The organism is Zestomonas insulae (assembly GCF_016901015.1).
GTDB lineage: Bacteria > Pseudomonadota > Gammaproteobacteria > Pseudomonadales > Pseudomonadaceae > Aquipseudomonas > Aquipseudomonas insulae.
This window is the reverse complement of sequence record NZ_JAFEUP010000004.1, coordinates 175,090-189,304: the sequence shown is the minus strand read 5'-3', so window position 1 is coordinate 189,304 and position 14,215 is coordinate 175,090. Positions and strand designations below refer to the sequence as shown.

Sequence of the window (14,215 nt, the reverse complement as noted above, 5' to 3'; positions counted from 1 at the left end):
CAGGCCTGAAGCTCAGGCACCTATTAGGTCCGACTGAGGCGGCGGGACGCGGTTCAGGCTTTTTTTGCCGCCGTGGCGGCCCTTGCGAGCGTGCTGACGACTATCCCAGGCGGCTCACAGAAAGATCACCTCGAACGACTGCTGCAGACGTTCGAGGACGATGGGGCTGAGAATCGGCTCGATGCCGCGCTCCGGGTCACCCTGGGTCTGGCTGGCGAACGCCTGGATGGCGTGGCGCTTGCGCGCCTGGGTCCACAGATCCAGTTCGAGTTTGCGTGCACGCTCCCAGGGCAGGCGCTGGTCCTCCGGCTGCGCCCAGTGCCAGGCCCAGATCGGCACCTCGTGCACCGACGCGCCGACGGCCCGTGCCGCCGCCACGCAGGCGCGCGCCACTGCCTCATGATCGGTGTGGCCATCGCCGCGCCAGGGGGTGAACAGCACATCGCTGGGCTGCAGGTAGGTGCCGAGAAACTGCACCAGACGCGCCTCGTGCGCCGCCACCGCGGAATCCGGGAAGCCGCCGTGAATCCACTGGGTTTCGTTCAACGGCACGCCGAGACGGCGCAGTGCTTCGGTGCTTTCCTGCGGGCGGATGATGCTCAAGCGCTCCGCCGACCAGCGCAGCGAGCCCGGGTAGGCGGCGCTGCCGTCGGTCACCGAGATCAGCATCAGGCGGCGCTTGAGGCCGACCAGCCGCTGCAGCAGGCCGCCGCAGCCAAGCACTTCGTCATCCGGATGCGGGGCAACGATCACCGCCCGCTGGTGTTCGCCGACCAGCTCTGCGGCGCTGATGGGGGCAACGCTATCCAACCGTCGAGAGGCGTGCCAGGCGCGGAGCGGAGTGCCATTTCCCTGGAGGTTGCGGTCGATTTTCATGGCGTCCAGCTCCCTGAGTCCTGTCCTGCTGCAATTGACCCTGGTCGGCGCGGCGCGTTCAGCCTGCCTGTCGCGCAGTTCGTCAGCCGCTCATGCGTCGGCCTCCCGTTGCAGCTCGAAGAGCAACAGCGAGCGTCCGGTGACGGCGAAGTCGTCACCGAAGGCGAAGCGCTCCAGGGCGCGCAGTTGTGGGCGGTTGGTGTCGACCAGGCAGCTCCAGGCGCTGCCCTGAGCAACTTCCGGCAAGCGGAAATTGACCATGTCGTGGTGCGCGTTGAGGACCAGCAGCAGCGTGGCGTCGGCGCCGCTGCGGCGGATGCCGGTCGGCTGCGCGCGGCCGTCCATGAGCATGCCCAGGCAGCGCGCGTGGCTGTCCTGCCACTGCTCGTCGGTCATCTCGTTGCCGCACGGCGACAGCCAGGTGACGTCCTTGACGCCCAGCTCCTCGTTGTAGTGGCCGACCAGGAAGCGGTTGCGGCGCATGATCGGGTAAGCACGGCGCAGGCTGATCAGGCGCCGGGTGAACTCGAGCAGCTCCTGGCCTTCGTCGTCGAGCTGCCAGTCGACCCAGCCCAGCTCGTTGTCCTGGCAGTAAACGTTGTTGTTGCCCTGCTGGGTGCGGCTGAACTCGTCGCCGGCAACCAGCATCGGCGTGCCCTGGGCGAACAGCAGGGTGGCCATCAGGTTGCGCATCTGGCGCAGGCGCAGCGCGCGGATTTCCGGGTCGTCGCTGGGACCTTCGACGCCATGGTTCCACGAGTAGTTGTTGTCGCTGCCGTCGCGGTTGTCCTCGCCGTTGGCCTCGTTGTGCTTGTGGTCGTAGGACACCACGTCGCGCAGGGTGAAGCCGTCGTGCGCGGTGATGAAGTTGACCGAGGCGAACGGCCGCCGACCGCGCTGGTTGAACAGGTCACCGGAGGCGGTCAGGCGGCTGGCCAGCTCCGCCACCTGGCCCTCGTCGCCACGCCAGAATGCACGCGCGTTGTCGCGGAATTTGTCGTTCCACTCGGCCCAGCCCGGCGCGAAGTTGCCTACCTGATAGCCGCCGGGTCCGCAGTCCCAGGGCTCGGCGATCAGCTTGACCTTGCTCAGCACCGGGTCCTGGCGGCAGGCGACGAGGAAGCTGTGGCGCTCGTCATAGCCGTCGGCGTAGCGGCCGAGAATGGTCGCCAGGTCGAAGCGGAAGCCGTCCACGCGCATCTCGCTGGCCCAGTAGCGCAGCGAGTCGGTGACCATCTGCAGCACGCAGGGGTGGCTGAGGTCGAGGGTGTTGCCGGTGCCGGAATCGTTGATGTAGTAGCGCTTGTTGTCGGCCTGCAGGCGGTAGTAGCTGACGTTATCGATGCCGCGCATGGACAGCGTGGGGCCCAGCTCGTTGCCCTCGGCGGTGTGGTTGTAGACCACGTCGAGGATCAGCTCGAGGCCGGCGTCGTGCAGGTGCGCGACCATCTCCTTGAACTCGGCGATGTGCCCGCTGGCCAGGTAGGCCGGGTGCGGGGCGAAGAAGGCGATGCTGTTGTAGCCCCAGTAGTTGTTCATGCCGCTGTCGAGCAGGTGCTGGTCGTTGACGAAGGCATGGATCGGCAGCAGTTCGATGCTCGACACCCCCAGCGAGCGAATGTGCTGCAGCAGCTCGGGGTTCATCAGCCCGGCGAAACTGCCGCGCAGGTGCTCAGCGACCGAGGGGTGGCGCATGCTCAGGCCGCGCAGGTGCGCTTCGTAGATCACCGTGCTGTCCCACGGCACGCGCACCGGCGGACGCTCGCCCCAGGTGAACGCCGGGTCGATGACCTTGGACTTGGGCACGTAGGCGGCGCTGTCGCGCTCGTCGAAGCTGCGGTCGGCGTCCTTGTGGCCGATGGTGTAGCCGAACAGCGATTTCGACCACTTGAGCTTGCCGATCAGCTGCTTGGCGTAGGGGTCGATGAGCAGCTTGTTGGGATTGAAGCGGTGGCCGGCGTCCGGCTCGTAGGGGCCGTGTACGCGGTAGCCGTAGATCTGCCCGGGGTGCGCGTCGGGCAGATAGCCGTGCCAGATCTCGTCGGTGTACTCCGGCAGCTCGATGCGCTCGATCTCGGTCTCGCCCTTGGCGTCGAACAGGCACAGCTCGACCTTGCTGGCGTGGGCGGAGAACAGCGCGAAGTTGACGCCGAGGCCGTCCCAGGTCGCGCCCAGGGGGAAGGGGTGGCCTTCGGCGATGCGCGATTTGCGCAGCAACTCGGGCGCTGACGGTTTGCTTGCCGGCCTGCTCATGGTGACCCTCGCTGGACTGGCTTACGCCTTGGGCTTCTTGCTGGTGGTGCGCACGGCACGCGGCTTGGTCTCCTCGCCGGCGGCCTCCGGGGGCGGCACTGCGCGGGGTTTGCTGACCCGTTTCGGCCGTGGCGTGGCCGCCGGCTCGTCTGGCGCAACGCCTGCGGCGGCGGCTTCCGCCTCGGCGAGCTTGCGGGCCATGGCCCAGTGGCGTTCCGACTGGCCGTCGGGGCGGCCCTCGGACTCCCAGATCTGGTAGGCGAGCTCCCGGGTACGATGTTCAAGGCTGGTCATGGCGCGGTTCCTCGGCAGCGGGGGTGGTGAGCAGGGCGTTGACCGGGCAGTCGGCGAGCAGCTCGGCCACCGCCAGGCGTCCGGCGGCGGGCGGCGTGAAGGTGGCGCGGCACAGGCCGCGCAGGCGTGCCGGGTCGAGGCCGGTGGGCAGCACGATGCGGGTGTCGCCCCACTGCGCCGGCGGTATGTGCGGCAGCGGGGTGTCGCCGAGCAGCGGCACGCTGAGGCGCGGCACCACGACGATCAGGCACTGCTCGCCGAGGCGCCTGGCGAACGCCAGTACCCGCTCGGCCTGAGCACCTTCCACGGCGAGCGCGCGGAAGTCGCCGGTGGCGAACAGCGCCGGCTGCTCGGCGCGCAGGGCCAGCAGGCGGATGATCAGCCACTGCTTGATGTGCCCGTCCGTCCAGTGGCGCAGCAGCGCGGCGGGCATCGCCAGGGTGTTGCGCGTCGCCTGGCGGGCGGCGAAGTCCACTGGCCGGCGGTTGTCCGGGTCGACCAGGCTGAAGTCCCAGAATTCGCAGCCCTGGTAGAAGTCCGGCACGCCGGGGCTGGTCAGCTTCAGCAGGCACTGCGCCAGACCATTGAGGGCCCCGGCCGGGCTGATCTGTGCGGCGGCGGCGGCGAGGTCGTCGCGCAGTGGCTGGCCTGCATCGCCTTCCAGCAGGGCTTCGAGGAAGCGCCGGCAGGCGTCCTCGTACGGGCCGTTCGGCGCGTTCCAGGTGCTGTGCAGTTTGGCTTCGCGCAGGGCCTTCTCCTGCCAGCGCTGCAGGCGTTCGCGGTAGCTGTGTAGTGCGTCGCGGTCGTCACTGCTGAGGCCCAGCGGCCAGCTGGCCAGCAGCGTCTGGTAGAGCAGCGCCTCATCGCCGGGGCTGGGCGCCGCTTGCTCGTCGACCTGGCTGCGCAGCGGCGCGGCCAGGCGCCGCCAGTGTTCCAGGCGCTCGGCATACCAGTGCGAGCGCTCGCTGAGCACTGCCAGGCGCGCGCGGGTGTCCTCGCCACGCTTGTGATCGTGGGTCGCAGTGGCCAGCAGGTTGTGTGGAAAGCGCTGCGCGCGGGCGCGGCAGGCGCGATGGAAGGCCTCCGCCGGCGCACTGAAACGCTGCGGGTCGAAGCCGACGTCGTAGCGCGACAGCAGAACACCCGCGCGGTAGCAGGCGGTGTCTTCGACGGCCTTGGCGGCGGCGGGCGAGGTCAGTTGTTGGAAGCGCACCAGCACTTTGCGCTGCAGATGGCGCGTGGGCCCGAGCGGCACGTCGCGCAGCGGTTGGCCGCCGAGCCAGCGGTCGAGGCGCGGCAGCACCAGTCGATCGGATTCGGCGAGGCTGTCGCTGGCGCCGGCCAGCGCCTGGCGGAACACCGCCTGGTCGTCCGGCGCACGGCCGCTGGCCGTGGCGTAGGTGCGGTACACCGGAAAGTGCACGATCAGGGCGAGCAGCGCGCGGCGCAGCGCGCCGAGGGTGAAGTCGCGGGTCGCCAGGTCGGTGCGTGCCAGCAGCAACAGGCCCTGGGCGACGTTCTCCAGATCGCCGGCCAGGCTGCCGGTGAGCACCAGCTGGCGCGCTTCCAGCACTTCCTCGCGGAAATTCGCCGGGCGCCCGCTGACTGCGTTCCACAAGCCGTGCAAGTGCAGCTCGCCGAGCGGGTCGTGCTGCAGCAGTGACACCTGGTTCATGAACTCGTAGCCGGTGGTGCCGTCCACGCCCCAGTCGCTCGCCAGCTGCTCCTGTTCGCCGAGGATCTTTTCCACGTAGATCGGGAAGTGCGCAGCGTGCAGCTCCGTCGGGCGCTTGGCCAGCACGCGCTCGACGCTGCGCCGCAGCTTGCGGCAGTAGGCGCGCGGGTTGGCCAGGCCGTCGACGTGGTCGATGCGCAGGCCATCGATCAGTCCTTCCTCGATCAGCGCGAAGACCTTGGCGTGCAGGGCGTCGAACACCGCGGCGCGCTCGACGCGCAGGCCACCCAGCTCGTTGATGTCGAAGAAGCGCCGCCAGTTGATGTCGTCGGCGGCGGTGCGCCAGCTGGCCAGCCGGTAGTGCTGGCGTTCGAGCAGGCGGTGCAGGGCGAGGTGACCTTCGCCGAGGAGGTTCGCCACGGCATGGTGCACCGCGTCGCAGAACTGCGGGTCGGAGGCGCGGCGGGCCAGTTCGGCGCGCAGCTCGCGCCCCTTGGTCACGGCGTCCGGGTCGCCGCCGAGGGCGTCGAAACGCTCGCCGAGGCTGTGCAGTGCCGGCGTGTCGGCGCAGGCCAGCACGTCGGCATAGCTCGGCGGGGTCAGCGGAAAGCGGTGGTCAAAGTGCTGCGCGTAGAGGCCGCCGCTGTGGCCGTCGAAGTGCAAGAGAATCTCGCCGGCATCGAGCACGTCGCCGTAGTCGCTGCGCAGGAACGGCACCAGCAACTGCGCGTCCATCAGCGGGTCCTGCGACTGCCACTGGATATCGAAGAACGCCGCGTAGGGGCTGGCCGCGCCCCATTCGAGCACGTCGAGCCACCAGGGGTTGTCACCGCCGCCGACCGCCATGTGGTTGGAGACGATGTCGAGGATCAGCCCCATGCCGTGCTCGCGCAGCGCTTCGACCAGGCGCCGCAGGCCGGTCTCGCCGCCCAGCTCGGGGTTGATCTGCGTCGGATCGACCACGTCGTAGCCGTGCCGCGAGCCGGTGCGCGCGGTGAGTAGCGGCGAGGCGTAGACATGGCTGATGCCCAGGCGCGCGAAATAGCCGACCAGGGGCACCGCATCATCCAGGGTGAAGTCGCGGTGGAACTGCAAGCGCAGGGTGGCACGCAGCTCAGTCATGCTCGCGGCCCTCGGCACGGCAGGCGGCGTCGAGCAGCGCGGTGCGGCGCGCCGCCGGCGGTTGTTCGAGCAGTTGGGCGCTGGGGTGCGGCATGCGCCGCCGCCAGTTCGGGTGCAGGTCGCCGGGGCCGGGCAGGTTGGGCTGTTCGCCGAGGCCCAGGGCGTCTTCCAGGGGCAGCAGCACCAGCGGCGCCGGGGTGTCGGCGACGAAACCGATGCAGGCGTCGATGCGCGCTTCGTGCGAGGGGTGCGTCTCCAGCGGCTGGCCGTGCTCGCGCAGGGCGATCTGCAGGGCGTCGATCTCACGCGCGCGCTCGTGGCGATCGGCGTGATGGTGCTCGGCGCTACCGTGGCCGGCCTGCTCGCGCCAGTGGATGTCGCGCTCGGCGAACCAGCCGCGCAGGCTCGGCAGATCGTGGGTGGTGGTGGTCGCCAGGGCGTCGTGGGGCCAGTCTCGCGCGGCGACGAAACGGCCGTGTTGCTGCTCGAACAGCAGCACGCGCATACCGAGGATGTTGCGCCGCGCCAGCTCCCCGCGCAGGCCGTCGGGTACCGTGCCGAGGTCTTCGCCAATCACCAGCGCCTGGTGCCGGGTGGATTCCAGGGCAAGCAGGCGCAGCAGGTCGGTGAGCGGGTAGTTCAGGTAGGCGCCGGCGTCGGCCGGCACGCCGCGCGGGATCACCCACAGGCGCTTGAGGCCCATGATGTGATCGATGCGGATGCCGCCGGCATGCGCCAGGTTGGCGCGCAGCATCTCGATATAAGCGCGGAAGCCGTGGCGGGCCAGCCCCTCCGGAGAGAACGCGGTGACGCCCCAGTTCTGTCCGCTGCGATTGAGCACATCGGGCGGCGCGCCGACGCTCAGCTCCGGCAGCAGTTCGGCCTGCCGCGACCAGGCCTGGCTGCCGGCGCCATCGGCACCGACGGCGAGGTCGGCGATCAGTCCGACGCGCATCCCGGCATTCCGCGCGCTGCGCTGCGCGTGGGCGAGGCAGCGGGCGATCAGCCACTGGCAGAAGGCGTGGTAGACCACCTCGGCGGCGTGCTCATGGGCGAACTGCACCACCGCCGCATGGGCCGGGTCGCGGTACGGCTCCGGCCAGTTGCGCCAGTCGTAGAGCTGCTGGCGGGCCAGCAGGTGGGCGTGCAGCGCCTCGAAGCGGCAATGCTGCAGCAGCGCATCGCCGCCATCCTCGCGAAAGCGCGCGAAGTCGGCAGCGAGGGGGCCGGGGTGGGCGCAGAAGCGCTGAAATAGCTGGCGCAGCAGGCGCTGACGGGCGCGGGTCACGGCGGGCCAATCGACCAGATCGAGTGCTTCCAGGCGCGCCAGCTCGCCGGCCAGGTCGCAATCGTCAATGGCCTGACGCAGCCCGGCATCGCCGAGCACCTGGGCCGGGGCGGCGTGCAGCGCATTGAAGAACAGCCGGCTGCTCGGCGAGTAGGGGCTGTAGTTGCGCGGATTGGCGGCGAACATGGCGTGGATCGGGCTGATCGCCAGGGCGTCGGCGCCCTTGGTCGCGGCACTGTGCAGCAGATTTTCCAGCGCCTGCGTGTCGCCAAGGCCGCCGTCACCGGGGCGGCGCAGGCCGTAGAGCTGTGCGGCAAGGCCCCAAATGCGTGGCCGGCCGCTCAGCTCGGCGACGCTCGGGCAGGCTGCGGGGGCCACTGCCAGGGTCAGGTCGAGGTCGCCGACCAGCAGGCGGTGGTAGCCGTGGCGCTGCAGCGGCGGCAGTGCGCCATCGTGGTCGAGGTGGCCGTCGAGGCGCTCGCCGTCCTCGTAGTGCAGCTGGAAGGGAGCGTGGGCGGCGACGTGGCCAGTGAGGCTGGCCGCGTCGCCAGCGTCCAGGGTGATCAGCGGTCCGGGGGGCGCCTGGCGCTGGCGTTCGCTGAGCGCGGCGAGGCTGGCGTCGATCTGCTGCGGGCTCTGCGCGGGATAACCGAGCGCCTCCAGCACGCTGCGTTGCACCTCCGGCGTCAGCTGCTGCGGCCGGCCGTGGGCGTCGGTCCAGTGCACGCTGAGCCCGGCGCGTTCGGCCAGACTGGCCAGTTGGGCGTCGCTCATGACGGCTCCTCCAGCGTGGCGGCGGCGCTCAGCGGCGGCAGCATGGCGATGGAGACTTCCGCGGAGGCGAACAACGGCTGCGCTTCGCGGCGCTGCGGCGGGCGGTCGACGGCGAGCGCGCCGAGGTTGAGGTCGATGCGCAGGCGGCAGCCATCGCCCAGGCGCCAGCTCGCCGACAGTGCCTGGGCGCTGAGTACCTCGACGCCGAGCGCCTGGCAGCCGAGCAGGCGCGGCACGATCCAGTCGTGGCGCAGACGCAGCAGCTGGCGGTAGTAGCCCAGCCACAGCTCGCCGCTTGGGCCCTCGGCGCTGGGCCGTGAGGCCTCGAAGGTCGCCGGCGCGTTGGGATCGGGGATCGCCGCGCGCTGTTCGGCGTGCTGGAACTGCGCGAATTCGGCGAACTCGGCACGCCGGCCGTCGCGCACCGCCTCGGCCAGGTCGTCGTGGTGCTCGGTGAAGTACAGGAAGGGTTGTCGCGCGCCGTACTCGTCGCCCATGAACAGCAACGGCACCATCGGCGCCAGCAACAGCAGCAAGGTTGCGGCGCGCAGCGCGCGCGGGTGGCTGAGCTGAGTCAGGCGCTCGCCGAGCGCCCGGTTGCCGATCTGGTCGTGGTTCTGCAGGAACAGCACGAAACTACTCGGCGGCAAATGTGTGCTGGGCCGTCCGCGGCAATGGCCGCGCCGGTCGATCTCGCCCTGGAAGGCGAAGCCTTCCGCGAGGCAGCGCGCCAGTTGGTCGATCGGTCGCTCGGCGAAGTCGGCGTAGTAGCCTTCGGTTTCGCCAGTCAGCAGCACGTGCAGGGCGTTGTGCGCGTCGTCGTTCCATTGCGCGTCGTAACCCTGTTCGAGCAGGCGCGCGTCGTTGTCCTCGTTCTCCAGCACCAGGTGCACATGCCGGCCGGGCAGGGCGGCGGCGCGTGCGCGCTGGGCCAGTTCGACGAGGAAGCCGCGCTCGCCGATCGCGTGCACCGCATCCAGGCGCAGGCCGTCGACGCGGTAGTCGCGCAGCCACATCAGTGCGTTTTCGCAGAAGAAGTCGCGCACCTCGCGGCGGCGGAAATCCACCGCCGGGCCCCAGGGGGTGTGGCGGTCCTCGCGGAAGAACGCCCTGGCGTAGTGGCCGAGGTAATTGCCGTCCGGGCCGAAGTGGTTGTAGACCACGTCGATGAACACCATCAGGCCCAGGCCATGGGCGCTGTCGATCAGGCTTTTCAGGGCTTCCGGCGGGCCGTAGGAGGATTCCGGGGCGAATGGCAGCACCCCGTCATAGCCCCAGTTGCGCGTGCCGGGAAATTCGCCGAGCGGCATCAGTTCGATGGCAGTAATGCCCAGTTCGGCCCATGCCGGCAGGCGTGCCTCGACCTCGGCAAAGCCGCCGAGCAGGCCGACATGCACTTCGTACAGCACGGTCTCGTGCCAGGGCCGCCCGCGCCACTCGGGATGGCGCCAGGCATAGGCCTGCGGATCGACCACCAGACTGGCGCCATGCACGTCACCGGCTTGGGCGCGCGAGGCCGGATCGGGGACCTCGAGCTGGCCGTCGATCAGGTAGCGGTAGGGCAGGCCGACCGCGCAGTTCAACGTGGCCTGGAACCAGCCGTCCGCCGTGCCGCGCAGGGCATGCCGCGCGCCGTCGTCGAACACCACGGCGACCTCGGCGGCATCCGGTGCCCAGAGGGCAAAGCGGGTGGTGCCGTCCTCCTGCAGAAGCGCGCCATGGCTGCGGGTGGACGGTGGCGTCATCGCAGGCGTGCTCCCGGCAGTGCGGCGTTGTGCACCGTACCGAGCAGCTCGTGGTAGAGCTGGTTGTACGGTTCCACCGCTTCCTCCCAGAACGGTGGCGAGGACATCGCCTTGCAGCGCATGGCGTGCAGCAGTTCAGGGTGGCGATAGACGTTCATGGCCCGCTCCACGGCGTCCATGTAGCTCTCCACCGTGGCTTCGCGGAACAGGAAGCCGGTCACGCCGTCCTCGATGGTGTCGGCCAGGCCGCCGGTGCGCCGCGCGATCGGCAGCGAGCCGAAGCGCTGCGCATACATCTGGCTGAGCCCGCAGGGCTCGTAGCGCGAGGGCATGAGCAGGAAGTCGCTTCCGGCGAACATGCGTCGCGCGTCGGTCTCGTTGAAACCGATGTGCACGCCGATGCGCCCCGGGTGGCACTGGCCCACCTCGACCATCGCGGCTTCCAGCTCCGGTTCGCCGCGGCCGATCACCGCGATACGCCCGCCGGCCTGGACGATGCGCTCGGCGACCTGGCAGGTCAGATCAATGCCTTTCTGGTGGACCAGCCGGGAGACCACGGCGAACAGCGGGCCGGCGTCGGCGTCCAGGCCGAACAGGCGCTCGACGTGCTCGGCGTTGGCCTGCTTGCCGTCCCAGTCCTGGATCGAGAAGCCCTGCACCAAGTGCGGGTCGGTACGCGGTTCCCAGCTCTCGTCGATGCCGTTGACGAAGCCGGTGAGGTGACCTTCATCGACCTTGCACTTGAGGATGCCGTCCAGCCCGCAACCATAGTCCGGCGTGGTGATTTCCTGGGCGTAGGTTTCGCTGACCGTGGTGATGTGGTCGGCGTAGGCGATCCCGGCCTTGAGGAACGACAGCTTGCCGTAGAACTCCATGGTTTCCAGCGCGCAGGCTTCCGGGGGGATGTCCAGCTCCGGGGTGCACTCCAGCGGGCACAGGCCGTGATAGGCGAGGTTGTGGATGGTGAACAGGGTCGGCGTGGTCTGCCCACGCCAGGCCATGTAGGCGGGTGCCAACGCGGCCGGCCAGTCGTTGGCGTGGACCAGCTCCGGACGCCAATGCATCTCGGCGCTGTCGGCGGCAATGTCGGCAGCTGCCAGACCGAGGCGGGCGAAGCGGATGTGATTGTCGGGCCAGTCGCGGCCCTGCTCGTCGGCGTACGGCGTGCCGTTGCGCTCGTAGAGCTCCGGGCACAGCACCAGGTAGATGATCAGCCCGTCTTCGAGGTCCATTCGGCCGATCCGGCAGGACGGCAGCGCGGCGTGCCCAGGCAGTTGGCCGATCACGCGAATCGGTACGCCGCTGTCGAGAATCTGCTGGTAACCGGGGATCAGCACGCGGATGTCGTGACGCGATAACAGTGCGCGCGGCAGCGCCGCCGAGACGTCACCGAGGCCGCCCACCTTGACCAGGTCGGCAAACTCGGACGTGACGAAGAGAATCTTCTTTTTCGGGCTGTGGCCGTCCAGTTCCAGGACCGGCGCGCGCGTATGAATCGACAGCGCGGCCAGCGCATCCAGCCGAGTGGCTATAGCTGTTCCCATGTCATCCTCCACCATCATTTCCATTCCCTGGGTCGGCACCCGCTGCCAGGCCCACGCATAGCCCACTGACATTTCCCACGCGCAAGCGCATACGCCTGCGCGGCACCACCGTGAGGACGTTCGGGAAGAACGTTGGAACCCCATATGTCTTGCTGACCGGTCGGTCGCGGAGAAAGTTTCGACTTTTTTCATCCGCGGCTTGCCGGCGCCGGAAACTTGAACTTTGCCCAGCACGGCCCTTCCACAGCAGGGAGAGCGCAAGTTCATTACGTCTGGAGGTTTGCATGCAGAGCATCGAAGAGGTGGTGAGCTTCCTGAAGAAGTACCAGCTGCGGTTGGCCACTGCGGAATCCTGCACGGCAGGCCTGATGGCGGCGCTGGTGGCGGGGATCTCCGGAAGTGGCGAGGTGCTTGATCGCGGCTACATCGTCTATTCGCCGGAGGCCAAGCAGGGCTGCCTGGGCGTGCGCGAGAAGACCATCGAGCTGTACGGCCTGACCAGCGAGGAGGTGGCGCGGGAGATGGCGCTTGGCGCCCTGGAGTCGAGCGGCGCCGATATCGTCCTGGCCAACACCGGGATCGCCGAATCCGACGATGACCTGGATGGCGTGCTGTGTTTCGCCTGTGCAATGAACATCGCCGATCATCGGGGAGTCGTCAGCGAAACCGTGCACTTCAGCGGCGAACGCAACGAGGTGCGAGTTGCCGCGGCGCATCATGCGCTGCTGCAATTGCCGTACTACTACGAACGGCTGCGCGAAGGCTAAGGCGGCGCCGCACGACAGCCGCAGCGGCTGGGAGGAGTTGATGGCGCAAAGCAGCTACGCTTGAAGCCACCTTCGCGAGGTGGTGGGCGTAGTGCGGAGGTGGAGTCCGATTGGCTTACGTCAGAGGGTTCGACCATGCGCCTCCTCGCGATAGCAACCAGCCTGGCCATCGTGCTGCTCGGCGCGCCGGCCCTTGGCGCGGAGCCAGCTGCCACCGCCGCCGCCGTAGAAGAGAAAGCCGAAGTGCTCGAAGACAAAGCCGCGGAGAAGGGCAGCGAGGCACCGTTGCCGACAGCCGAAGCCATTACCAAAACCGAAGTGCAGAAAGTCGACCCGGCCGGCGCCGCCGCGCTCGACGATGCCATCACCTGCCTGGCGCGCAGCATCTATTGGGAAGCTAAAGGCAGTTCAACGGCCGATATGGAAGCGGTCGCCAGCGTGGTGATGAACCGCCTGGGCCACGAAGGCTTTCCCGATACGGTGTGTGGGGTAGTCAAACAGGGCTCGGAGCAGGGCGCCTGCCAGTTCTCTTGGTGGTGTGACGGCCGTTCGGACCAGGTGGTGGAAGATGAGCAGTACGTGGCGGCCAAGGAAATCGCCCGCAAGGCGCTAAATCAGCAGCTCAAGGACCGCAGCCGCGGTGCGCTGTATTTCCACGACCGCAAAGTCTCCCCCAGCTGGGCGGCGGAGTACATCAAGACCGCCGAGACCGGAAAATTCCGTTTCTACAAGCCGCGTGGCGGGGATGCGCATTAGCGCTTGCGGCGAATCCACTCATCCGCCACGTCACCCATGGTCTTGGCCACGTCGTTGCGTATCCAGGCCATGAAGTCCCGATCGAAACGGAAATCGGCGCCGCACTCCGCGGTCAGGAAGCGCCGCACGTTCTGGGTGTTCTTGTAGCTCGGCAGCACCGGGGTGCCGCGGGTGATCGGGTCGCAGTGCCAGTCGAAAGCCATTTCCACGTCCTTGCCCGAAATGATTGAGGTCGGGGTTATAGCGCATCTCGCAGGGTGGGCGTGATACGAGCGCTTACTCGTCCAGCAACTCAGGACCGTCGTTGTGGGTGTTGTTCACCCGCGTGCTCACCGCATGGCCGACAAAATCCTCGCGCGTGTCGTGCAGCAGGGCGTCCAGGGTGGCGGGCGGCTGGTCGTCCGCCAGCCACCGCTCGAACTGATGCGGGGCGAGCACCACCGGCATGCGCGGGTGAATCGCGTGGATCGACGGCACGGCTTCCCGGGTGAGCAGGGCGCAGGACACGACTTCCTGGCCGTCCGGATCGCGCCAGCTCGCCCACAGTCCGGCGATGGCAATCAGCGCGTCGTTGGCGGCATGCAGGTAATAAGGCTGGTTGGTCTTGCGGCCGCTGGAGGTCACGGTCTGCTCATGCGCACACCATTCGTACCAGCCCTGCGCGGGCAGCAGGCAGCGTTGGGTGCGATAGCTCTGGCGCCACAGTGGTTTGTTGGCGGCATCTTCGCTGCGTGCGACGAAACTCATGCCCGGTGGGCGCGGATCTTTCCACCAGCCGGGGATCAAGCCCCAGCGCGCGGGCACCACCTCGATCTCACCAGCCAGGTTGCGCACGATTGGCACCGTGGTGGTCGGTGCCACGTTGAAACACTGCCGAATCCAGCGCCCCGAATGCCGCGCGCCGATGTGCCAGTAGCGTTCCATGGCTGCTTCGTCTGGGCTTACGTAGCGACCGCACATGGCCTCTCCCCGGTAGCAGGTCGAATGGAAAGATTAGTTCAGAAAACAAAATGCCCTGCGAGGGGCAGGGCAAAAGGGAGCACATCACTGACTTGGAGCAATGGCCTTCAGCTTGCGCGCTCGTTTGTGAAAACTACGTGAAAGGCGCAGCAGTTGCAGGC

General features: G+C 68.5%; 11 protein-coding genes. 2 read left to right on the top strand and 9 right to left on the bottom strand.

The features are described 5' to 3' along the window. Nucleotides 1-114 precede the first annotated feature (114 nt). From JQX08_RS14380 to glgA, 7 genes are all read right to left on the bottom strand, one after another. Complete coding sequence (locus tag JQX08_RS14380) at nt 115-876, bottom strand: PIG-L deacetylase family protein (RefSeq protein WP_205349086.1); 762 nt, start codon at nt 874-876, stop codon at nt 115-117. Nucleotides 877-966: 90 nt separating this feature from the next. Continuing rightward, nucleotides 967-3,129, bottom strand: a complete 2,163-nt coding sequence (gene glgX / locus JQX08_RS14375) for a glycogen debranching protein GlgX (RefSeq protein ID WP_205349085.1) — start codon at nt 3,127-3,129, stop codon at nt 967-969. A gap of 21 nt (nt 3,130-3,150) precedes the next feature. After that, nucleotides 3,151-3,423, bottom strand: a complete 273-nt coding sequence (locus tag JQX08_RS14370; protein ID WP_205349084.1) for a DUF2934 domain-containing protein — start codon at nt 3,421-3,423, stop codon at nt 3,151-3,153. Beyond that, nucleotides 3,410-6,220, bottom strand: a complete 2,811-nt coding sequence (locus tag JQX08_RS14365; RefSeq protein ID WP_205349083.1) for a malto-oligosyltrehalose synthase — start codon at nt 6,218-6,220, stop codon at nt 3,410-3,412. Before JQX08_RS14365 ends, JQX08_RS14370 begins: the two co-directional genes overlap by 14 nt. Beyond that, nucleotides 6,213-8,282 (bottom strand): 4-alpha-glucanotransferase, encoded by a 2,070-nt coding sequence (gene malQ, locus JQX08_RS14360; protein WP_205349082.1) that lies wholly within the window; start codon nt 8,280-8,282, stop codon nt 6,213-6,215. The genes JQX08_RS14365 and malQ overlap by 8 nt, the downstream gene beginning before the upstream one ends. Continuing rightward, nucleotides 8,279-10,027: a malto-oligosyltrehalose trehalohydrolase gene (gene treZ / locus JQX08_RS14355; protein ID WP_205349081.1), complete on the bottom strand. Its 1,749-nt coding sequence runs from the start codon at nt 10,025-10,027 to the stop codon at nt 8,279-8,281. The genes malQ and treZ overlap by 4 nt, the downstream gene beginning before the upstream one ends. Beyond that, nucleotides 10,024-11,571, bottom strand: a complete 1,548-nt coding sequence (gene glgA / locus JQX08_RS14350) for a glycogen synthase GlgA (RefSeq protein ID WP_205349080.1) — start codon at nt 11,569-11,571, stop codon at nt 10,024-10,026. The genes treZ and glgA overlap by 4 nt, the downstream gene beginning before the upstream one ends. A 284-nt stretch (nt 11,572-11,855) precedes the next feature. On the opposite strand from glgA, the gene JQX08_RS14345 reads away from it, so the two are divergent. Together JQX08_RS14345 and JQX08_RS14340 are read left to right on the top strand one after the other, a co-directional pair. After that, nucleotides 11,856-12,338, top strand: a complete 483-nt coding sequence (locus JQX08_RS14345) for a CinA family protein (protein WP_205349079.1) — start codon at nt 11,856-11,858, stop codon at nt 12,336-12,338. Between the two features lie 135 nt (nt 12,339-12,473). Continuing rightward, nucleotides 12,474-13,094 carry a cell wall hydrolase gene (locus JQX08_RS14340; RefSeq protein WP_205349078.1) on the top strand — a complete coding sequence of 207 codons (621 nt, stop codon included), beginning with the start codon at nt 12,474-12,476 and terminating at the stop codon, nt 13,092-13,094. Here the strand turns inward: JQX08_RS14340 and JQX08_RS14335 are convergent. Further along, nucleotides 13,091-13,297 carry a DUF6434 domain-containing protein gene (locus JQX08_RS14335; protein WP_205349077.1) on the bottom strand — a complete coding sequence of 69 codons (207 nt, stop codon included), beginning with the start codon at nt 13,295-13,297 and terminating at the stop codon, nt 13,091-13,093. The two genes, JQX08_RS14340 and JQX08_RS14335, sit on opposite strands and share 4 nt — an antisense overlap. 73 nt (nt 13,298-13,370) lie before the next feature. Continuing rightward, nucleotides 13,371-14,054, bottom strand: a complete 684-nt coding sequence (locus JQX08_RS14330; protein ID WP_205349076.1) for an SOS response-associated peptidase — start codon at nt 14,052-14,054, stop codon at nt 13,371-13,373. Nucleotides 14,055-14,215 lie beyond the last annotated feature (161 nt).